22 protein-coding genes are annotated in these 20,514 nt (G+C 60.1%); 8 read left to right on the forward strand and 14 right to left on the reverse strand.

Annotation, left to right across the window (positions count from 1 at the left end):
- Window positions 1-525 precede the first annotated feature (525 nt).
- The 3 genes from purF to ACR0KJ_RS04945 all read left to right on the forward strand — a co-directional run bounded on the left by purF (window position 526) and on the right by ACR0KJ_RS04945 (window position 3,239).
- Window positions 526-2,049 (forward strand): amidophosphoribosyltransferase, encoded by a 1,524-nt coding sequence (gene purF, locus ACR0KJ_RS04935; RefSeq protein WP_170450213.1) that lies wholly within the window; start codon window positions 526-528, stop codon window positions 2,047-2,049.
- Window positions 2,050-2,303: 254 nt separating this feature from the next.
- Entirely contained in the window at window positions 2,304-2,552 is a 249-nt protein-coding gene (locus tag ACR0KJ_RS04940) for a hypothetical protein (protein ID WP_170450211.1), read from the forward strand.
- A 42-nt stretch (window positions 2,553-2,594) separates the two neighbouring features.
- Window positions 2,595-3,239, forward strand: a complete 645-nt coding sequence (locus ACR0KJ_RS04945) for an SDR family NAD(P)-dependent oxidoreductase (protein ID WP_170450209.1) — start codon at window positions 2,595-2,597, stop codon at window positions 3,237-3,239.
- A gap of 62 nt (window positions 3,240-3,301) precedes the next feature.
- Here ACR0KJ_RS04945 and ACR0KJ_RS04950 read toward each other — a convergent pair whose 3' ends face one another.
- The 4 genes from ACR0KJ_RS04950 to ACR0KJ_RS04965 form a co-directional block, all read right to left on the reverse strand.
- Window positions 3,302-4,144, reverse strand: a complete 843-nt coding sequence (locus ACR0KJ_RS04950) for an ATP-binding protein (RefSeq protein WP_170519020.1) — start codon at window positions 4,142-4,144, stop codon at window positions 3,302-3,304.
- Between the two features lie 117 nt (window positions 4,145-4,261).
- On the reverse strand, window positions 4,262-5,137 hold the full coding sequence (gene tatC, locus ACR0KJ_RS04955; RefSeq protein ID WP_170519024.1) for a twin-arginine translocase subunit TatC: 876 nt from the start codon (window positions 5,135-5,137) through the stop codon (window positions 4,262-4,264).
- Window positions 5,134-5,592, reverse strand: coding sequence for a Sec-independent protein translocase protein TatB (tatB, locus tag ACR0KJ_RS04960; protein ID WP_170450203.1), 459 nt, complete (start codon window positions 5,590-5,592; stop codon window positions 5,134-5,136). Before tatB ends, tatC begins: the two co-directional genes overlap by 4 nt.
- 6 nt (window positions 5,593-5,598) lie before the next feature.
- Window positions 5,599-5,814, reverse strand: a complete 216-nt coding sequence (locus ACR0KJ_RS04965; protein WP_170450201.1) for a twin-arginine translocase TatA/TatE family subunit — start codon at window positions 5,812-5,814, stop codon at window positions 5,599-5,601.
- A gap of 218 nt (window positions 5,815-6,032) precedes the next feature.
- Here ACR0KJ_RS04965 and ACR0KJ_RS04970 point away from each other — a divergent pair, with 218 nt between their 5' ends.
- Complete coding sequence (locus ACR0KJ_RS04970) at window positions 6,033-6,338, forward strand: hypothetical protein (RefSeq protein ID WP_170450198.1); 306 nt, start codon at window positions 6,033-6,035, stop codon at window positions 6,336-6,338.
- A 21-nt stretch (window positions 6,339-6,359) separates the two neighbouring features.
- Window positions 6,360-7,031: a helix-turn-helix transcriptional regulator gene (locus ACR0KJ_RS04975; protein ID WP_480626086.1), complete on the forward strand. Its 672-nt coding sequence runs from the start codon at window positions 6,360-6,362 to the stop codon at window positions 7,029-7,031.
- Window positions 7,032-7,095: 64 nt separating this feature from the next.
- Here ACR0KJ_RS04975 and ACR0KJ_RS04980 read toward each other — a convergent pair whose 3' ends face one another.
- The 8 genes from ACR0KJ_RS04980 to ACR0KJ_RS05015 all read right to left on the reverse strand — a co-directional run bounded on the left by ACR0KJ_RS04980 (window position 7,096) and on the right by ACR0KJ_RS05015 (window position 14,515).
- Window positions 7,096-8,274 carry a peptidoglycan DD-metalloendopeptidase family protein gene (locus tag ACR0KJ_RS04980; RefSeq protein WP_480626087.1) on the reverse strand — a complete coding sequence of 393 codons (1,179 nt, stop codon included), beginning with the start codon at window positions 8,272-8,274 and terminating at the stop codon, window positions 7,096-7,098.
- 63 nt (window positions 8,275-8,337) lie between these two features.
- Window positions 8,338-8,988: a protein-L-isoaspartate(D-aspartate) O-methyltransferase gene (locus tag ACR0KJ_RS04985; protein ID WP_480626088.1), complete on the reverse strand. Its 651-nt coding sequence runs from the start codon at window positions 8,986-8,988 to the stop codon at window positions 8,338-8,340.
- The gene (gene surE, locus ACR0KJ_RS04990; RefSeq protein ID WP_170450190.1) at window positions 8,985-9,767 is read right to left on the reverse strand and encodes a 5'/3'-nucleotidase SurE; all 783 of its coding nucleotides are present in this window, start codon (window positions 9,765-9,767) and stop codon (window positions 8,985-8,987) included. Before surE ends, ACR0KJ_RS04985 begins: the two co-directional genes overlap by 4 nt.
- Window positions 9,768-9,879: 112 nt before the next feature.
- Window positions 9,880-10,923: an ABC transporter ATP-binding protein gene (locus ACR0KJ_RS04995; RefSeq protein ID WP_480626275.1), complete on the reverse strand. Its 1,044-nt coding sequence runs from the start codon at window positions 10,921-10,923 to the stop codon at window positions 9,880-9,882.
- A gap of 122 nt (window positions 10,924-11,045) precedes the next feature.
- Complete coding sequence (locus ACR0KJ_RS05000) at window positions 11,046-12,095, reverse strand: methyltransferase domain-containing protein (RefSeq protein WP_170519040.1); 1,050 nt, start codon at window positions 12,093-12,095, stop codon at window positions 11,046-11,048.
- A gap of 99 nt (window positions 12,096-12,194) precedes the next feature.
- A complete protein-coding gene (locus ACR0KJ_RS05005) occupies window positions 12,195-13,307 on the reverse strand; it encodes a hypothetical protein (protein ID WP_170450184.1) in 1,113 nt (370 codons plus the stop codon).
- 2 nt (window positions 13,308-13,309) lie between these two features.
- Window positions 13,310-14,089: an SDR family oxidoreductase gene (locus ACR0KJ_RS05010; protein WP_170519046.1), complete on the reverse strand. Its 780-nt coding sequence runs from the start codon at window positions 14,087-14,089 to the stop codon at window positions 13,310-13,312.
- Window positions 14,090-14,152: 63 nt separating this feature from the next.
- The gene (locus ACR0KJ_RS05015; RefSeq protein WP_480626089.1) at window positions 14,153-14,515 is read right to left on the reverse strand and encodes a SnoaL-like domain-containing protein; all 363 of its coding nucleotides are present in this window, start codon (window positions 14,513-14,515) and stop codon (window positions 14,153-14,155) included.
- 108 nt (window positions 14,516-14,623) lie between these two features.
- Between ACR0KJ_RS05015 and ACR0KJ_RS05020 the strand changes: the two genes are divergently transcribed.
- Window positions 14,624-16,228, forward strand: coding sequence for a peptide chain release factor 3 (locus ACR0KJ_RS05020; RefSeq protein WP_480626090.1), 1,605 nt, complete (start codon window positions 14,624-14,626; stop codon window positions 16,226-16,228).
- A 6-nt stretch (window positions 16,229-16,234) separates the two neighbouring features.
- Here the strand turns inward: ACR0KJ_RS05020 and ACR0KJ_RS05025 are convergent, their stop codons facing one another.
- Window positions 16,235-17,005, reverse strand: coding sequence for an N-acetylmuramoyl-L-alanine amidase (locus ACR0KJ_RS05025; RefSeq protein ID WP_480626091.1), 771 nt, complete (start codon window positions 17,003-17,005; stop codon window positions 16,235-16,237).
- Between the two features lie 99 nt (window positions 17,006-17,104).
- Between ACR0KJ_RS05025 and ACR0KJ_RS05030 the strand changes: the two genes are divergently transcribed.
- Together ACR0KJ_RS05030 and ACR0KJ_RS05035 are read left to right on the forward strand one after the other, a co-directional pair.
- Window positions 17,105-18,064, forward strand: coding sequence for a glycosyltransferase family 2 protein (locus tag ACR0KJ_RS05030; RefSeq protein WP_480626092.1), 960 nt, complete (start codon window positions 17,105-17,107; stop codon window positions 18,062-18,064).
- A gap of 184 nt (window positions 18,065-18,248) precedes the next feature.
- Entirely contained in the window at window positions 18,249-19,607 is a 1,359-nt protein-coding gene (locus ACR0KJ_RS05035; protein ID WP_170519057.1) for a DEAD/DEAH box helicase, read from the forward strand.
- Here the strand turns inward: ACR0KJ_RS05035 and ACR0KJ_RS05040 are convergent.
- Complete coding sequence (locus ACR0KJ_RS05040) at window positions 19,604-20,506, reverse strand: EamA family transporter (RefSeq protein WP_480626093.1); 903 nt, start codon at window positions 20,504-20,506, stop codon at window positions 19,604-19,606. The two genes, ACR0KJ_RS05035 and ACR0KJ_RS05040, sit on opposite strands and share 4 nt — an antisense overlap.
- Window positions 20,507-20,514: the final 8 nt, after the last annotated feature.

Genomic DNA, 20,514 nt, shown 5'->3' on the forward strand with positions numbered 1-20,514 from the left:
CAGCCGTCGCAGCGGCTGGTGATCGGCTTGCCGTGAATATCGCGGCTTTTGATGACCTCGCCCGAGCCGTTGCAGATCTGACAGGGCGCTCGCCCCATGCCGCGACATCGATGGCACCGCCGCTTGGGTGTTTCATCTTTCTTCGATGGTGCCCTGTTTTGCCACATAGAAGCCCCCTGCCCGCTATATCCCCTGGTTTTCGCGCCCTTTCCGACATGTCAGCATAAATGAAATCATATGTCATCAGTCTTGGCCCGGGATCACGGTTGCACAAAACCCACCTGCGGCATTGTGTATTTGTGATCCTTTGATGACAGGCGCGTTCTAAGGCATTATGTGGGGGCCAACCCGCCACGGAATCGGAGCTGCCGGTCTTGTTCTTTGTGTTTTCATCTGCGTGCGCCGCATCGATGATTGGCCATCTGGCTTTGGAAACACACCCAATCCCGCGTCTGGCGCAGGCCATCCGATCCTACATGCCGGTCAAACCTCTCGTCACAACGTCATAGAAATTGGAGCCCGTACATGTGTGGGATTTTGGGGATCGCAAGCCGGACACATGATGTGTTTGCGGAAATCTATGACGGGCTGCTGATGCTGCAGCACCGGGGTCAGGATGCCTCGGGGATCGTCACGTATAATGGTGAGTTCTTTCGCGAGAAAAAGGCCAACGGTCTGGTCAAGGACGTCTTCAACGCAACGGACGCCGAAACCCTGCTGGGCAAGGTCGGCATGGGCCATGTGCGCTATCCGACCGCAGGTTCGCTCAGCGCGGCTGAGGCGCAGCCGTTCTTTGTGAACGCGCCTTACGGGATCTATCTGGTCCATAACGGCAACATCACCAACACCGCCGAGCAGCGTGAGAAGGTGACAGGCAAATACAGCCGCCACCTGCGCACCACGTCGGATTCCGAAATTCTGCTGAATGTGCTGGCCGACAAAGTGGCCGATGCGATCAAGGTCAACGGCAATGTCGAACCCATCCGCAACATCTTCGCGGGCGTGAAGATGACGATGGAGCGGGTGCAGGGTGCCTATTCCGTCATCTGCCTGATTGCAGGAGTCGGGATGCTGGCCTTCCGCGATCCGTACGGCATTCGCCCCCTGTCGGTGGCTGTGCGCGAAACCGATGGCGACGGCAACGACTATGCCTTTGCCTCCGAGGATGTGGCTTTTGGCATCAACGGGTTCAAGAAACTGCGCGACCTGCGCGCGGGTGAGGCGATCCTGATCGATCTGGACGGCAACATGCACGAATTCCAGGCGGTCGAAGGCAAGCTGACGCCCTGTATCTTCGAATATGTCTATCTGGCCCGTCCGGATTCTCTGCTGGATGGCGTATCGGTATACAAAACCCAGATGCGCATGGGTCAAACGCTGGCCAAGCAGATTCAGGATTCGGGGCTTGAGATTGACCGGATCATCCCGGTTCCCGACAGCGCCCGCCCTGTGGCGCTTGAGGCTGCCAAGATCACCGGCATCCCCTATCGCGAAGGTCTGGTGAAGAACCGCTATGTCGGTCGGACATTCATCATGCCCGGTCAGGAAGAACGCCAGAAATCCGTCCGCCGCAAGCTGAACGCCATTCCGCTTGAGTTCAAGGATCACAATGTCCTGCTGATCGACGACTCGATTGTGCGCGGCAATACCATCAAGAAGATCGTGCAGATGTGCCGCGAGGCCGGGGCCAAAAAGGTCTATATCGCCAGCGCGTCGCCTCCGGTGAAATATCCCAATGTCTACGGCATCGACATGCCCACCAAGCATGAGTTGATCGCCAACGGCAAAGAAATCGAAGAAATCCGCGAGGAACTGGGCGCGGATGCCCTGTTCTATCAGCATCTCGACGATCTGGTCTGGGCAGCCAAGGAAGGCAACCCCGAGATCGAGGCCTTCGATTGTTCCTGCTTTGACGGCGATTACATCACCGGCAGCGTCAGCGACGACTACCTCGACAGTCTGGAAAACAGCAGCCGGGTCAGCAAAAAGCGCGAAGACATGCAGGTCGTTGGTGGGTCGTGGAACGGGGCCAAGCTGGCCTCGGGCTGAGGTCAGAAGGCGAATCAAGCTGAGGGGGTCAGGTCCGGGATTTGGGCGGTTTGGGTCGATGCATAATCGATCACGAAAAGTTGCCGCCACATCCCCAAGTTGAACCCTTTGGATTTGCAAAGGCTTCGGCGGCGCAGTGTTTTGAACCGAAATCTGCGACGCGGCGGCAGTCTTTTGTTCCCCTTTGGCCTTTGTTAACCACCCTTCTGCTACCACTCACCAAAGGGGTCCGGGCCCTGCCCTGACCGCAGTTCATGTCCAACGCCACCGTCAAAAGCGCGGCCACCCAAAAGGGCGCGCTGAAGAAAAACTCTGTGTCTGTTCTTGGGATCTTTGGCCCCAAAAGCGATCTGCGCGCACTAATGCGTATGGCGTCGGGTCGTGTGAGAGAGGTCAAGACCGGCAGCCGGGTCGGTTCGGGCACCATTGTTGCCATCGATGAACATGGGATCATGCTGCGACAAAGCGGCCAGACCCGGCGGATCGCGATTCCGGGGGGCTAACCCCCTCTTGACGCCCTGCGCGATGGGGTTCAAACCGCTGCCATGACCGATCAGACCAAAATTGCCCTCATCACCGGGGCCTCACGCGGGTTGGGCGCAGCCCTTGCCGAAGCGCTGGCCCCCGACTATCACATCGTCGCCGTTGCCCGCACCACCGGCGGGCTGGAAGAACTGGACGACCGGATCAAGGCAAAGGGCGGATCCGCCACCCTAGCCCCAATGGACATCACCGATCCAAACGCCATGGCGACCCTGTGTCGGGGCATTCACGATCGCTGGGGCAAGGTTGATCTCTGGTTGCACACGGCCGTTCATACATCGGCCCTGACACCGGCGCATTTCGTTGATCCGAAAGAGTGGACGAAGGCGATGAACACAAACGCCAATGCCACCTCGGTCCTGATCCCTTATGTAACGCCTTTGCTGGGTGAAGCCGGTCACGCAGTGTTCTTTGACGACCCCAAGGCGGGCGAGAAGTTCTATGGCATCTACGGGGCCACTAAGGCTGCACAGATGGCACTGGCCCGCAGTTGGCAGGTCGAGACCGAACGCACCGGCCCACGGGTTTCCATCGTGGAACCTGCGCCGATGCCGACAGCCGTACGCGCGCGGTTTCATCCCGGCGAAGATCGGGATGCACTGACCAGCACAGCAGATGAGGCGGCGCGGATTTTGGCACTGCTATAGGGGAATGGCCCGTTCCGGGCAATGCCTCCGGCGGAGATATTTTTGGCCAGATGAAGCTGGGATCAGGCGATATGGACGCCGTTGCGCCCTGCCAGATCGACGAAGAATTGCCAGGCGACGCGGCCCGAGCGCGCGCCTCGGGTGGCCTGCCATTCGATGGCTTCGGCGCGCAGGGTTTGGGGATCGACGTTGACGCCATACGCGTCGCAGTAGCGGTCGATCATGGCAAGGTATTCATCCTGATCGCAGGGGTGGAAGCCCAGCCAAAGACCAAAACGGTCGGAGAGTGAGACCTTTTCCTCGACCGCTTCGGACGGGTTGATGGCGCTGGAGCGTTCGTTCTCGATCATGTCCCGCGGCATCAGGTGGCGGCGGTTTGAGGTGGCGTAGAAGACCACATTCTCGGGGCGGCCCTCGATACCGCCATCCAGCACGGCCTTGAGCGATTTGTAGTGCTGGTCATCATGGCTGAAGGACAGGTCATCGCAGAACAGGATAAACCTGTACGGCGCGGCCCGCAGATGGTTCAGCAGGCGCGCGACCGAGCCCATATCCTCGCGCTGCAATTCCACCAGTTTCAGGTTTGGGTGATCTGCCTGCAGCGTGCCATGCACTGCTTTGACCAAGCTGGATTTCCCCATCCCCCGCGCGCCCCAGAGCAGCGCGTTGTTGGCCTTGTACCCATCCGCGAACCGGCGCGTATTGTCCAGCAAGGTGTCTCGTGAGCGGTTGATGCCGACAAGCAGATCCAGGTCGACCCGGTTGACTTGCTTCACCGGCTCCAGCCGGTCCGGCTCGACATGCCAGACAAAGGCCGGGGCCTGGTTGAAATCCGGGGCGGCCAATGGGGCGGGTGCCATACGATTCAACGCGTCGGCAATACGTTTCAGGGCTTGATCGTCCATCGGGGCCTCCGGGTCAGGGTCTGGCGGTTTCAAACCATGATCCGCCCGCCACAACAAGAGCCGCCAATGAAAAAGGCGCGCCAACCGGGGCGCGCCTTTATCCGGGATCAGGGAAGGTTACTTGCCTTCTTCTTCCTGAATGATCTCTTCATCCGCTTCGGCTTCGTCATCATAATAGCCATCGGCACGCAGTTGTTCCTCGCGCTTTTTCTCGACACGGGCGACGAGGAAGATCGACACTTCGTAAAGGCCATAGACGACCACGAACAAGATGACCTGAGTGATCACGTCGGGTGGCGTCACCAGCGCGGCCAGAACCAGAATCCCCACGACCGCGTATTTGCGCACTGCACCTAACCCTTCGGCGCTGACCAATCCGGCTTTGCCCATCAGGGTCAACAGGACCGGCAGTTGGAAGCACAACCCAAAGGCCACAATGAATTTGATCGTCAGGTTCAGGTATTCCTGTGCCGAGCCCTGGAACACGACGCTTAGCGGAGCAGCAGTTGCACCATCGACCACAGCCTCACCTTCCGCGCCAAACTGCTGGAAGCCAAGGAAGAAATCGTAAGCCAAAGGCGTGACAACATAGAAGGCAAAGCTAGCACCCAGCAGGAACATGAAGGGTGACGCGACCATAAAGGGCAGAAACGCGTTCTTTTCCGACCGATACAGCCCCGGTGCCACGAACCGCCACATCTGCATTCCGATATAAGGGAAAGCCAGAATGAACCCGCCCAGCAGCGAAACCTTGATGGCGACAAAGAAGCCTTCCTGCGGTGAGATGAAGATCAGCCCGCAATCCTGCCCACGTTCGTTCAGCACCTCACACAGCGGGTGCGTCAGGAAGTTGAAAAGCGGCGTTGCCACGGTGAAGCAGATGATCATCCCGACCAGAAACGCCACAACGCAATGAATGAGCCGCGTACGCAGTTCCGCCAGATGCTCGATCAACGGGGCCGAGCTGTCTTCGATTTCGTCGGTCTTGCTCATGTCTTGTTCTCGGAATTCAGCGCCGCTTCGGCCTCTTCCGCCTTGGCCAGCGCATCAGCGGCTTCCTTGGCCTTGCGCTCGGCCGTGGCGCGGGCGCTCGTGGCCTGAACCTTCTTGGCTTGTTCGGCCCGCTCGGCCGCCAGTTTCCCGGTTGCGCTGTCGGGATCGTATTTGGTTGGGTCGATGCTTTTGGCCATGTCCTGCGCCGCCTGTTTCACACCATCCATGGCCGTGTTCACAGGGTTCGTCGCAGCATTAAGACCCTTCTTGATCTCGTTCACACCCGCCTGATCCGCCGCTTCGTTCATGGCGCTGCTGAATTCGCGCGCCATGCCCCGCGCCTTGCCGACAAAGCGCCCGACATTGCGAAACAGCACCGGCAGGTCCTTGGGTCCCACCACGATCAGCGCAACGATGCCGATGACCAGAAGCTCGGTCCAGCCCAGATCAAACATCTGCGCTTAGACCTTGTCTTTCTCGGTTTCGGGCGTGACATCCTTGGCCAGCTCGGACGCGTCCTGTTCGATCTCTTCCGAACCGTCCTTGACGCCTTTCTTGAACGCGGTGATGCCCTTGCCGACTTCACCCATCAACGAGCTGATCTTGCCGCGACCAAACAGCACCAGCACCACAACCGCAATCAGCAGAAGACCGGGAAGGCCGATATTGTTGAGCATGTCTCTTCTCCTTTGCTTGGGCGCCGTGCGCCCGGAATATGATCTGAGCCTGTGTTTACGCCGCAAACCTGCCCGTCAAAAGGGAACTGGCCCCAATTGGTGCTCAAATTTGATGTGATCGGATGGATTCATGGGGCTCGCATTTCTCAACTGACAGGTTTATGTCAGTTGTAAGGGACTAGGCAGAGGTCATCGAAACCTGGTCAACGGAGAATCAAATGACCCATGTTGCGGAAATCGTCACCTTCAGCCTCGCCAATGGCACCACGGCGGAAGAGTTCGTGAAACTCAGCCAGGCGTCCGAGGCATTTGTCCGGTCGGCCCCCGGCTTTGCCCATCGTCAGCTGAGCCAGGGCGAGGATGGCCGGTGGACCGACTATGTCGTCTGGACCGATATGAATGCCGCGCAAGATGCCGCTGCGCAATTCATGCAGCAGGATTGCGCCGCCGCCATGATGGCGGTGATCAATCCCGACAGCGTCCAGATGCGCCATGAGACTGTGCTATGGAACATGACCGCGTAACCCCGGTTAGATCGGCGTGTCATGCGCCGCACTGACCGTCTGTTCGACATCATACAGATCCTGCGCGACGGCAAACTGCACCGCGCGCAGGACATCGCGGATCGGCTCGAGGTGTCAGTCCGCACCATCTACCGCGACATGGATACGCTGGTCGCCTCGGGCGTTCCGGTCGAGGGCGAGCGCGGCGTGGGCTACATGGTGCGCGAGCAGATCACCCTGCCCCCGCTGAACCTGACACCCTCCGAACTCGAAGCCCTGAACCTCGGCATGGCCATCGTGGCCGAGGCTGCAGACTCGGACCTCAAATCAGCCGCCGAGTCGCTGGCGGAAAAGATCGACGCGGTTCTGCCCACGCAGGTCGTAGCCGAAGCGGATGCCTGGAAATTCGCGGTCTACCCCTTTGCTGACGCCGCGCGCGGACTGGCCCATATGGCCCCGATCCGCGCCGCCATCAAAGCACGACAGAAACTGCACCTCGTCTATCCCCGCATCGACGGCACCCTGACCGACCGCATCATCCGCCCGCTGCACATGGAATACTGGGGCCGAGTCTGGACCCTTACAGCATGGTGCGAACTACGCGAAGGCTTTCGCGTCTTCCGCATCGACCTGATCGAATCCATCACGCCCCAACCGGAACTCTTCACAGATGAACCCGGCAAACGCCTGAGCGACTACGACCCAAACGCGTAATCCCGGCTTCATCTGGCTAAAAATACCTCCGCCGGAGGCATGGCCCGGAACGGGCCATTCAACGTCACTTCAGATATGGCTCGGGATCAACCGACTCGAACCCCTTACGCACTTCGAAATGCACATAGGCGTTGTCGCCGCCCCGCAGTGCCGCAATCTTCTGCCCGCGCCGGACCCGATCGCCTTTCTTGACGGCAATATTATCTACATTGGCATAGACCGTCAGCAGGTCATTGTTGTGCTTGACCACGATGATCGGCACCTGATCCGCATCTGCTGTGATGGCCGCAACAGTCCCCGCCTCAGCCGCCTGAACGGATGTACCCGGCGCGGCAGCGATATCGATGCCTTCGTTTTTGCCCTTCTCATAGGTCCGGATGATCTTGCCGGATACCGGCAGTGACAGCGCCGATGTGCCCGTATTGCTGGGGGCTTCGGCAGTAACGTCCGGAGCTTCGGGCGACTCGGTCAGCGGTGCGACCTGTTCATCCGGCAGCGGCTGCGTAGCGCTTGGGGGTGTCGGAGTGGGCGAGCCCTGCCCCGGTTGCGTCACGTTGGTTGCCTCAGCCGCCGGGGCCGCCGCAGCCGCGCGCGGCGCAGGCTGGTTCTTGACAGGGATCAACAGGTACTGACCTTCGCGGATCGCAAAATCCGGACCCAACCCGTTCCATTCTGCCAGCGATTCAACCGGAACCTGATAAAGGCGCGATACCGTATAAGCTGTTTCGCCCCGTTTGACCTTGTGCTGGATCGGTTCAGGCCCAGCGGGCACTGGGGCCGGGGCTGGCGCGGTTCTGGCCGGTTCCAGCGTTGTAGTCTGAACCGAGCCCGTCTCGGGCGCCTGATCAATGGCCGAGCCCGCGATTGACGCGATATCGACACCGCTGGATGCCCCGACCGAGCGCGGCAGAGCCAAGACCTCGCCCTCGCGCAGCTTGTCTGTTGTCTGCAACCCATTGAACCGCGATAGCTCGCCTTCGGGCAGGCCCACACGCGCGGCCACGTCGCGGACGGTATCGCCCCGGCGGGCCACGGCGACCTGATAGTTCGGATAGGTGATCACACCACGCGCATCCGGTGCCGGACGGCTGGCCGTGGCGCTTTGCGCGGCACCGGTGGTCGAAAACCCGCCGATCTGCCCCCGCAGGTCATAATCCAGCGGCCCTTCGCACCCGGCAAGAATTGCCAAGGCAGCGACCCCGGTAACACAGCGGCGCATTGCCGATTTGGAAACTGCTCTCATCACGTCGATCCTCAACACCTGCCCCTGTTCTCCGGGGTTTTGGCGACAAAACTCTAAGACCTGTTATGCCTCGTCCTTTCCCAGCCCCTCAAGCAGGGGCACGAAACGAACGGACGTCAATTCGTCGTAATCCAGTCCATCCTCGGTGCGCGTCACCTTGATCAGCTGCTGCACTGCATCCGACTGTCCTACGGGTAGCACCATGATACCCCCGATTTTAAGCTGCGCCAAGAGCGGGCCCGGAGGATCCTCGGCCGCCGCTGTCACGATGATACGATCAAAGGGCGCTTGTTCCGGCAGACCAAACGAGCCGTCCGACAACATCGCGGTCACATTGGTCAGTCTCATATCGCGAAACAACTGACCGGTTTCGTTGACCAGCCGGCGGTGCCGCTCGACCGTATAAACCCGGCGTGCGAGTTTCGACAGGATAGCCGCCTGATAGCCCGATCCGGTGCCGATCTCCAGAACCGTGTCCCGGGGGCGTACCTCCAGCGCCTGCGTCATCAGCCCAACGACCGAGGGCTGGCTGATCGTCTGCCCGCAGGCGATAGGCAGCGGCATGTCCTCATAGGCGCGGTCCGCGAACAGACCGGTCACAAAGCGGCCCCGATCCACCTGCTCCATCGCCGCCAGCACGCGCGCATCTGTCACGCCCCGTTTGCGTAGGGCAAACAGGAACTGCATCACGGTTTCGGGGTCCAGTCCGCTCATTCGATCGACTTCAACGCCCCTAGCGCATCATGCGCCGTCAGATCGGCCCGCATCGGCGTGACCGAAATATACCCGGCCAGATTGACCGCGGCATCCGTGCCGGGCGCGGTCGGGTTGTGCTGATACCCGCCCTTGATCCACAGAAACCGCCGCCCCGAAGGTGAGCTGTGCGGCTCGACCGAGAACCGCGTGTCGCGGCGAAAGCCCTGCGGCGCGACGCGGATGCCCAGAACCTCATCCGCCGGAACCGGTGGGAAGTTAACGTTATAAAACAGACGGTAATCGCTTTGTTCAGTGGGAGTCGCGTCCAGAATGCGCCGTACCAGATCGGCCCCAAAGCGTGCCGCCGCCTCAAACGGATCACCCAGCCCCAGATTGCGCGGCCCGAAATACTGCGACAAGGCGATGGCTGGAACGCCTTGCAGCGCCGCCTCCATCGCGCCGCCAATGGTACCGGAATAAAGCGTATTCTCGGCCGAATTGTTGCCCCGGTTCACCCCTGACAGCACCAGATCGGGCGGCGTGCCCTGCATCACATCATGCAGCCCCGCCAGTACGCAATCCGCCGGGGAGCCTTCGGCAGCGAACCGACGCTCATCAAGCTTAGCCACCATCATCGGATGCGTGTAGCTGATGCAATGCCCAACACCTGATTGCTCAAACGCCGGGGCCACAACCCAGACTTCGCCATCCGGCCCGGCCAGATCCTTTGCAATCGCCTCAAGCGTGATCAAACCCGGCGCGTTGATCCCGTCATCATTGGTCAAAAGAATACGCATGTGCCCGATCATCCCCACGTTTCGCCCTTGATAGACCCGCCCTTGCATTGCGGCAAGCAAAGCGCGCACGCAATCTGAGGCTTTCGCGCACCACTTTAGCGGAAATTGCAGCTTAGACCGGAAAAACGAAGCAGCGGTCGCGCCGGATGGTCAGCCACATGACGCGCCCGGGATTGGGCACAAACACGTTTGGCACCGTCACTTTCAGGATCGAGCCGTCATGGTCCATCCGAAACTCGACCAGACTTTCATTGCCCAGAAAACGCGCACGTTCCACGGTGCCGCGTGCGGCAACCCCATCGGTGGCGGTGGGCGATGGACCTTTGCCGTTGCGGTCGAAATCCAGCTTTATGTGTTGTGGGCGAAAGACAATCTCGACATCGGTGCCATCCGGGATGCCGGGGGCTAGGAACTGACCGAAAGGCGTTTCTGCCAAGGCTCCGTTAACTTCCGCTCGCAAGACATTGACATCGCTAAAGAAGGCAACCGCAGCCTTATCTGCTGGCCGTGTGTAGACATTGTAGGGCGCACCTTGCTGCACGATCTTGCCACGGCGCATCAGAGCAATCTCGTCGGCCATACGCATGGCTTCCTCAGGCTCATGTGTGACCAGCAAAACAGCGGCATCTTCTTCCTTTAGGATTGCCAGCGTCTCATCCCGAATACCGTCACGCAGACGATTGTCGAGGCCCGAGAACGGCTCGTCCATCAGCATGATCCGGGGGCGTGGGGCCAAAGCGCGGGCCAATGCGACCCGTTGCTGTTCGCCCCCCGACAATTGATGCGGAAACCCGTCGATGAAGCGCATCAGGTCGACCTTGCGCAGCAACTCCTCAACCCGGGCGCGTTTTTCGTCTTTGCTGCCCTTCAGGCCGAACGCGACGTTCTGGGCCACGCTTAGATGCGGGAAAAGGGCAAAATCCTGAAACATCAGCCCGATCTCCCGCCGTTCGGGCGGCACCCGGAACACCGTGTCGCAGATCAGTTTTCCATCGACATAGATTTCGCCCGAGTCCTGCATCTCGACCCCGGCAATCATGCGCAAGGTGGTGGATTTGCCGCAACCCGACGGCCCCAGCAGGCACGTCACCTGCCCGGCCTGAATGGTCAGCGACACGTCATCGACAACGACCCGCCCTTCGAACCGGCGGACCATATTGCGAATTTCCAGACGTGGAGGAGTTGCGTCTTCTGTCACCAAGGGACCCCGTTGCCTTTCCCGATCAAAAGCATCGGGCTTGGGCGGGGATAGCAACCCCGCCCCGCAGGTTCAAGGGATCAGCAGCACCCGCCCGACGATGCAGCCTCGCCAACCGCTTCAAACGGGCTTTCACCGCCGCAGCCATCGAAGATTCCATAATGGGTCGAGAAATCGCCGATAAAGTCAAAATGACGCGCAAAACGCGTGTCTTTCAGCATCATCCAGGTGTTGCCGCAAACCGGAAAGACCTTGCCTGTTTCAATCGCGTGATGATCATCCAACTCGAACAGATGCGGCGCGTTGGGGATGGTGCCCTTGTAGATCACGGCCTGCCCGTAATCCTCGCAGGCCGGTTCCAGGTCGGGCAGTTTGAACAGCCGATAGGTGGCCGACAGGAAGTTCAGCGGTGCAACCCGCTGCTCCAGCACCGGGTTTTCGATGGTCAGCGGGCGATGGGTGACGCGGCGCGGATCACCAAAGCCTGCTTTGCGCGAGATCGACAGGAAATCGTTCCAATACAGCGCGCCCGACAGGCATTCGCCATACAGAACCTCATCCTCGGCCATCGCCTGCGGGATACGTCGGTCGGCGTAGACGTCCGAGAAATACATCTCGCCGCCGTCTTTCAGCAAACGATGCGCGCCCCGCAGAACGGCCTCTTTGTCGGTTGCCAGGTTGATGACGCAGTTCGAAACAATGATGTCGAAGGAACCGGGCTCCAGGTCCAGCTCGTCAAGTTTTTCGATATAGCCGTGGTGAAATTCGACATTGCTGGCCGCATATCCAAATGCCTCGGCGTGATACTCCTGATGGGCGCGGGCCACATCCAGCTGTTCGGGTGTCATGTCCACGCCAACCACCCGGCCCGTTTCACCCACCATCGCGGACAGGGCATAGACGTCTCGACCCGCGCCGCAACCCAGATCGAGGATGCTCATCCCCTCCAGATCCAGCGGCGCGATCAGACCGCAGCCGTAGTAGCGGGTCAGCACCTCATCGTGCAGTTTGGACAGAATACGCTTGAGGTGATCCGGCATGTCATCCGGCGTGCAGCAGGCATTGGTTTGCAGATCCGCACTGCTTTGCAGCACTTCGCCATAGTAGTTCTGCACCGATTCATGCTTCATCTCAGCTTTCCTTTCGCAAACAGCTGCACCGCAGCTAGTGCACGGCTGCGCCCGGTGCAATCCGGCATGTGGGGTTTTGACGAAAGCGTGAGGGGGGATTTAACCCAACAGATCGAAATCGATCCCCGCCCGCACCCTGCCATTGACCTGAACCTCAAGCCGGTGCGCGCCGGGCACCAGCTTGAACGTCGTGGCATCTCCCTTCAGCTTGTGCCGCTTGTCCAGTCGCAGCTTTCCATCTTTCAGAACGGCTTGTTTCAACTTGTGCACCTTGGCCGAGGTTTTTCCACCAGGGCGTTGAAAGTGAATGATATAATCCACAAGCACAGGCTGCCCATCCGGGCCTTTCAGATCCACCGAGAACTCCAGTGCCTCGCCAATCCGGGCCTGCGTGTTGAGGTCAATCGTCACTGCCACGTCGGCGTCAGGATCATAGCCCAGCATCGCCATCGCCCCCGGATGACCAGCCTTAACAAGGCCCCGTAGCGTGTGCGATGTCATCCAAGCCAGTTCATCCGCGTCCTGCGCGCCCGCATCCCGCCACTGTTGCAGCCGCGCCAGCACCTGATCAGGCTGTTTCTTGGAAACATCATTCAAATGGTTTGCGACCGAGCGGGTGACATAGCGTGTCGGATCGCTGTGCAATCGGTCCAGCAAAGGCAATGGATCGTCCAATTCCAGCCCGATGGCCTGCCCCCATGGCAGACGCGGACGGGTGCCTTCGCTGACCAACCGACGCACGTGATAGCTGTCATGCGCGCACCAGTCCTGCATCCGGGCCAGAACCTGATCGGGCCAGCGGTTCAGAAACGGGCGGATCGCCCACTCCATCGAAAAGCGCTGCGTGATCTCGGCCAGCAGGTCCAGCGACTGATCAGGGTTTTCCAACCCAACCGACACCACCCACTCACCCAAAGGGGCAAAGATGAAATCGCCGAAATCATCATCGGTTTTTGTCGGATCCAAAGGCGGAGGAAGCGCGCGCAGGATTACGGGCGCGACCTGCGGCAGTTCACCCGGAACAACCTCTTGCAGGCAATCCGCGATCCACGTCATCCGCTCCTTCAACTCAAGCTCAAGCAGGCGCGACATGACCCGAGCGTGAAATGCATCCGCGTCAAAGGATGCATCGGCTTTGGCGAACAACCCCGCTAGGTAACGGGTTTTTTCATCGTTAAACAGCTGGTCTTTCAGCGAAAACCCTTGCGCCATGGCTACATCGTCAGATTGGTTGCGCCACCGTCCAGCAGGATATTCTGCCCGACGATGAACCCGGCATGTTGCGAACACAGGAAGGCACAGGCGGCCCCGAATTCGGCCCGCGTCCCATACCGGCGCGCGGGGATCGTGGCCGCGCGGGCAGCACGCGCTTCATCCATCGAAATCCCTTGCTGCGCCGCCACGCCGCTGTCGAGCGAATCCGCCCTGTCCGTCGCGTGAATGCCGGGCAGCAGGTTGTTGATGGTCACCCCGTTTGGCGCGACCTGCCGGGCCGTCCCGGCAACATACCCTGTCAGACCGGTGCGTGCGGCATTCGACAGGCCAAGCACCGCAATCGGCGCACGCACGGATTGCGAGGTGATGTTGACCACCCTGCCCCAGCCCTTGTCCATCATCCCCGGCAACAGCGCTTTCATGAAGGCAATCGGTGTCAGCATGTTGGCGTCCAGCGCCTTGATGAAATCTTCGCGGTCCCAGTCTGACCACATTCCCGGCGGTGGCCCGCCTGCGTTATTCACCAGAATATCCACGCCCTGCGCGGCCTCGATCACCTGCGCCTGCCCCTGGGCCGAGGTCACATCGCAGGCCACCGTCTGAACATCCACGCCGTGGTCCGAACGAAGGCGGGCCGCTTCGGCCTCCAACGCCTCGGCCCCGCGGGCGTTCATCACCAAATCAACGCCTGCTTCGGCCAAGGCTTCGGCGCACCCAAGACCCAATCCCTTGCTGCTGGCGCAGACCAGCGCGCGTTTGCCGCGAATTCCAAGATCCATTCTGATCCTCCCTGTCTTGCCTTATCTTGCACCGGCCTGACCGGAAGGACCAGAAGAGCTTTGTCAGTAGAAAAACTCCTCGCGCACGATTTTTCCGTCCGCGACGTGGTAAATCGCCACCTCGCGCATATCAAAGCTTTCGCCGCTATCTTTCACTGTGCCCTGAACCTCGAAGATCACGGCAAAGCGGTCGTCGCCATGTAGAAACGGCCCACCGACCGTTGCGCCAGAGACGTCGTGCGCGTTTTCCCACCAATCGTGCTTGCCGCGAATACCTTCGAGGCCCTGGGTTTCCCGGCCCATACCCGACATGTCCTGCGCCTCGACCGAAACTGCGTCAGGTGCGTAAAGATTGCTCAGGTTTTCCTTGGCCCGGTTCTCGCGGCATCCCGCGACCAGTTCTTCGGCGATTTCTTTCAAATTCATTGGTCCACTCCATTTTTTGTTCACTATATGTTCTTTTTGTCACAACCCGCCGATTCGAACCACCCCTTTGTCTTGCCTCGGCAGGATTCCCCGCCTATACGCGCGGCTATGCTTGATACCTCGAACCAACCCTCTCTGCCGCCCGAGATCGCCCGGCGCCGGACATTCGCCATCATCTCTCACCCGGATGCGGGCAAGACGACGCTGACGGAGAAGTTCCTGCTGTACGGGGGCGCGATCCAGATGGCCGGTCAGGTGCGCGCCAAGGGTGAGGCACGGCGGACCCGGTCGGACTTTATGCAGATGGAAAAGGATCGGGGCATTTCGGTCTCGGCCTCGGCGATGTCGTTCGACTATGGGAACTTCCGGTTCAATCTGGTGGACACGCCCGGTCACTCGGATTTTTCCGAAGATACCTATCGCACCCTGACCGCCGTGGATGCCGCCGTGATGGTGATCGACGGCGCGAAAGGTGTGGAAAGCCAGACGCAGAAACTGTTCGAGGTCTGCCGCCTGCGCGATCTGCCAATCCTGACCTTCTGTAACAAGATGGACCGCGAAAGCCGCGATACGTTCGAGATCATCGATGAAATTCAGGAAATGCTGGCCATCGACGTCACGCCCGCCGCGTGGCCCATCGGCATGGGCCGTGACTTCATCGGCTGCTATGACATGCTGCGCGACCGGCTGGAGCTGATGGACCGCGCCGACCGCAACAAGGTGGCCGAAAGCATTCAGATCGACGGTCTGGACGACCCGAAACTGGCGGAACACGTGCCCGAGCATCTGCTGGACAAGCTGCTGGAAGAAGTCGAAATGGCGCGCGAATTGCTGCCCGCGCTGGACCCGCAAGCGGTGCTTGAGGGGCATATGACCCCGATCTGGTTTGGCTCGGCCATCAACTCGTTTGGCGTCAAGGAACTGATGGAAGGCATCGGCGCTTATGGCCCACAGCCGCAGGTGCAATCGGCCGAGCCGCGTCAGATCGCGCCGGATGAGAAAAAGGTCGCCGGTTTTGTCTTCAAGGTGCAGGCCAATATGGACCCCAAGCACCGCGACCGGGTGGCGTTTGTGCGAATGGCAAGCGGTCATTTCAAGCGTGGCATGAAGCTGACCCATGTGCGGTCGAAAAAGCCGATGGCCATTTCCAACCCCGTTCTGTTCCTCGCCTCGGACCGCGAACTGGCGGATGAGGCATGGGCCGGGGACATCATCGGCATTCCCAACCACGGTCAGTTGCGCATCGGTGACACCCTGACCGAGGGTGAGGCGCTGCGTGTGACCGGCATCCCGTCCTTTGCGCCGGAACTGCTGCAGGGTGTCCGCGCGGGCGATCCGATGAAGGCCAAGCATCTGGAAAAAGCCCTGATGCAATTTGCCGAGGAAGGCGCGGCCAAGGTGTTCAAACCCTCGATCGGGTCAGGCTTTATCGTCGGCGTCGTCGGCGCGCTGCAATTCGAAGTGCTTGCCAGCCGGATCGAGATGGAATACGGCCTACCCGTGCGCTTCGAGGCGTCGCAATTCACTTCGGCCCGCTGGGTCAGCGGTGACAAGGCCGAGGTCGAAAAGTTCGTCAACGCCAACAAGCAGCACATCGCCCATGATCATGACGGCGACATCGTCTATCTGACGCGTTTGCAATGGGACATCGACCGGGTCGTGCGCGACTATCCGGCGCTGAACCTGACTGCGACCAAGGAAATGATGGTCTGACCAAGGCTAGGGGTTTATCGCCTTGAGATACGTGGAAAAGACGTAGCCGATATACCCTTGCCTAGTGCGAACGCGCCACCACTCGCCATCGACACCCAGTCGCTCCACGGTTGTACGTTCGGGCAGCGCCCCGATTTTTTCACCGCCGGGTGTGCGGCGCAAATTCAGTGTTGAAGGCGCGACACCCGTCACACGGTATCTTGGGGCCTTCGCGTCTTCGGGCATCGCGTCCGCAGCAATCAACGGGCCATCATCCAGCGCGGCGGCGACGCTGGACCGCAGCAACTGTCCGACTTCTTCATACCCCTTGACCGACAGGTCAAAGGCCAGCCGCACAATGTCCCATTTGCCGTTTTGCGGGACGTTCAGATTGGGCTCGACCTCGGCATGGGTCAGGATCTTGGTGGGCGTGACCAATATGTTATATTTCTCGGCCAGATCCGCCACGACCAGCATTCCCTGATCCCACTGGGTTCGCGTCATGGGATAGTTGCCGGGATCGAAAGGCGACCGTTCAGCCCCCAGCATGCAGCACAGCGACACACCAATCGCGCCCGTGTTGGCACCGCGTGTGTGCCGCGCATAGTTCGAACTCATGGGGCGTGCATTTTCAGCAATCGACTTGTTTCCGCGCACAAGGGTGCCGTCGGACTCGATCAGAATGTGATAGCTGTTCTTATCATTGGCATTGGCGCTATGCGCTCCGGCCGTCCAATGAAGATGGATGCGCTCCATATTGACATCGGGCATCCATGACGCGGGAACAACACGAGGCATTGTAATCTCCTCAATAACAAATGTAAGAACTCATAAAGTGGCGCTATCGTATCACATTTCGGCACAGGCTCAAAAACAGACCCCGCCACAATGACTTGCATGGCTTCAGACCAAGACAATCACACGCACGTTCCCACCTGGGGTATCGTGTCTATGGTGCGGGGGTCTGCCGAGGACATCCTTGGCTTTGTCGCGCACCATCTGGAGCTTGGGGCGGACCAACTATACATCTACCTTGACGAACCAAACCGGCGCGCCTTTCGGGCACTTCGCGCGCATCCAAAGGTTCGGGTGCGGCTTTGTGACGACGCGTTCTGGGTGAAACGAAAACGCACCCGGCCGGAAAAGCACCAGATCCGTCAAACCGTGCACGCCACCCATATCTACAAGCGTACCAATCTGGACTGGCTGGCCCATATCGATGTGGATGAGTTCCTGTGGTCGTCCGAGCCGATTGCGGATGTTCTGCGCTCGGTTCCGGCAGACATTCCCGGTTTTCGGGTGCGCCCGATCGAGGCGCTGGCCGGGGGTGACGACCTGTACAAAGCGCACATCCCCAAGGGGCCAGGCCGCGAGGCGCTGGTGCAGGACCTCTACCCCACCTATGGCGGGTTTGTGCTGGGCGGATTTCTAAGCCACGTGCAGGGCAAGCTGTTCGTGCGGGCCGGATTGCCGAACCTGAGCTTTCGAATCCACAACCTGTTCCAGAACAAGAAGCTGCTGCCCTGCAAAACCGAACTGCCCCAGCTTGAGCTGTGCCACCGCCACGCACCGGACTGGGACCATTGGATCGGTCACTATGATTTCCGAATGAATCGAGGCTCTTACCAGCCAGGAATGTCGCCCAATGTACCGCGTTACAAGGGCGGTCTGAGCAAGAACGAACTGCTCAGCTGGATCGAGGCCGAGCAAGGCATGGACGGGCTGCGGGCCTTCTACGCGGAGATGAGCGGTCAGGACCCGGATGTACGTGCACGGCTGGAACAACACGGGCTGATCCGGCACAGGCCCTTGAACCTGCCCGACAAGATCGCGAAACACTTTCCCGGAAGGGCCTGAATTGTTGCGCAAAATCCCGATTTGACGCAACCGCGTAACGTCAGACTGGTCTTCATTTGACCCTGACCTACCTTTTTGTTATGTCCGCGCCCAAAGCCGAAACGCGCCTGTTGCGCGTGGCCATCCGGGCCCGGCAGATTTTGATGCGCGGGCCAGGTCAAGTGTCCGCTTGAACCGGACATACATGACAAAGTTTAACGAACTGAACCTGAACCCGAAGGTCCTCAAAGCCATTGAGGAAGCCGGATACGAAACCCCCACTCCGATCCAGGAAGGCGCGATACCGCCTGCGCTTGAAGGTAAGGACGTTTTGGGCATTGCGCAAACCGGCACAGGTAAAACCGCCAGCTTCACGCTGCCGATGATCACCCTGCTGGCCCGTGGCCGCGCCCGCGCGCGGATGCCGCGTTCGCTGGTGCTGTGCCCGACGCGCGAGCTGGCCGCGCAGGTGGCCGAGAATTTCGACACCTACTCAAAGCATCTGAAACTGACCAAAGCGCTGTTGATCGGCGGCGTCAGCTTCAAAGAGCAAGAGGCGCTGATCGACCGGGGTGTGGACGTCCTGATTGCCACGCCGGGCCGTCTTTTGGACCATTTCGAGCGCGGGAAGCTGCTGCTGACGGGCGTTCAGATCATGGTGGTGGACGAAGCCGACCGGATGCTGGACATGGGCTTTATTCCAGACATCGAGCGCATCTTCTCGCTGACGCCTTTCACCCGTCAAACCCTGTTCTTCTCGGCCACCATGGCGTCCGAGATCGAACGCATCACCGACACCTTCCTGTCCGCCCCCGCCCGGATCGAAGTTGCCCGTCAGGCCACCGCCTCCGAGACCATCGAACAGGGCGTCGTCATGTTCAAAGGTGGGCGTCGGGATCGCGAGGCCAGTGGAAAGCGCAAGGTTCTGCGCGCGCTGATCGATGCCGAGGGTGAGAAATGCACCAACGCGATCATCTTCTGCAACCGCAAGACGGATGTGGACATCTGCGCCAAGTCGCTGAAGAAATACGGCTATAACGCCGCCGCCATCCATGGCGATCTGGATCAGTCCCAGCGGATGAAAACGCTGGACGGGTTCCGCGATGGCTCATTGCGTTTGCTGGTGGCATCTGACGTGGCCGCGCGCGGGTTGGACATTCCTTCGGTCAGCCACGTATTTAATTTCGATGTGCCCGGCCATGCCGAGGATTACGTGCACCGGATCGGACGCACCGGCCGCGCGGGCCGCGAAGGTAAGGCTGTTACAATTTGCTCGGGCCGCGATGAAAAGGCGCTGGATGCGATTGAGAAGCTGATCCAGAAGGACATTCCGCGCATCGACAACCCGGTAAAGGACGAACCGAAGCCGGACACGCCCAAGCCCGAGAAAAAGGCCAAGCCCGCGGACGAGAAAAAGCGCGACCGCAAGAAGGATGAGCGCAAGCAGGACAAGCCCGCCAAGGGCCGTGGTCGCCGGGACGATACTGGCCCGGCGGTTGTCGGCATGGGTGATCATCTGCCCAGCTTCATCGCGCTTAGCTTCGACGAGCGCCGCGCCAGCTAGATCGTCAGCACCAGCGCCAGTATCGAGACGCCCAGCAAACCCATCCCGGCGATTTCGCGCCGGGTGATCGTCTCGCGGAAGAACAGGATCGAGGCCAATAGGCTGAGTATCAGCTCTACCTGCCCCAGCGCTTTGACATAGGCCGCGTTTTGCAGGGTGAAGGCCAGAAACCAGCAGAACGACCCACCGAGGCTGGTCAGCCCGACGAAGACACCCGTTGATCGGGTTTCCCAGACCGCGCGTAACTCGGCCCGGTCGCGCCACAGCAGCCACAGGCCCATGCTGAGAAACTGGAACGTGACCACAGCCGCCAAGGTCACTAAGGCGCGGAACCAGGCGTCAATATCTCCGAGTTCCAAAGACGCACCGCGATAGCTGACGGCTGAGAAGGCAAACAGAACGCCAGAGCCAAGCCCCAGTTGCGACGCGCGGTTGGTCAGATGACGCCACCACGCCCCGTCCCCGCCCGGTGTTTTGGACAACAACAGAACCGCCAGCAATCCCAACAGGATCGCGCCAAGCGCCCCGGCTGAGACCTTATCCCCAAGGATCAGAAACCCAACAATTGCGGTCTGGATGACCTCGGTCTTCTTAAAGGTAATCCCCACCGCAAAATTGCGCTGTTTGAACAGGGCGACCACGCAGACCGTCGCCAATATCTGTGCTGTTCCACCGATGGCAACAAACAGCCAGAACCGCGCCGTCAGCGGCGGCATCGCCGCACCAGTCAGCCACAGCGCCACAGCCAATCCCAAAACCGCCAGCGGCATCGAATAGGCAAACCGCGCAAAGGTCGCACCAGCCGCAGACAGTTTCACGCTGCTCAGCGATTTTTGCAGCATGAACCGCACCGTCTGGAACGAGGCGGCTGCAATGGTGACGGGAATCCACAAGCTCATGGCTTCCC

This window comes from Ruegeria sp. AD6, assembly GCF_056542325.1.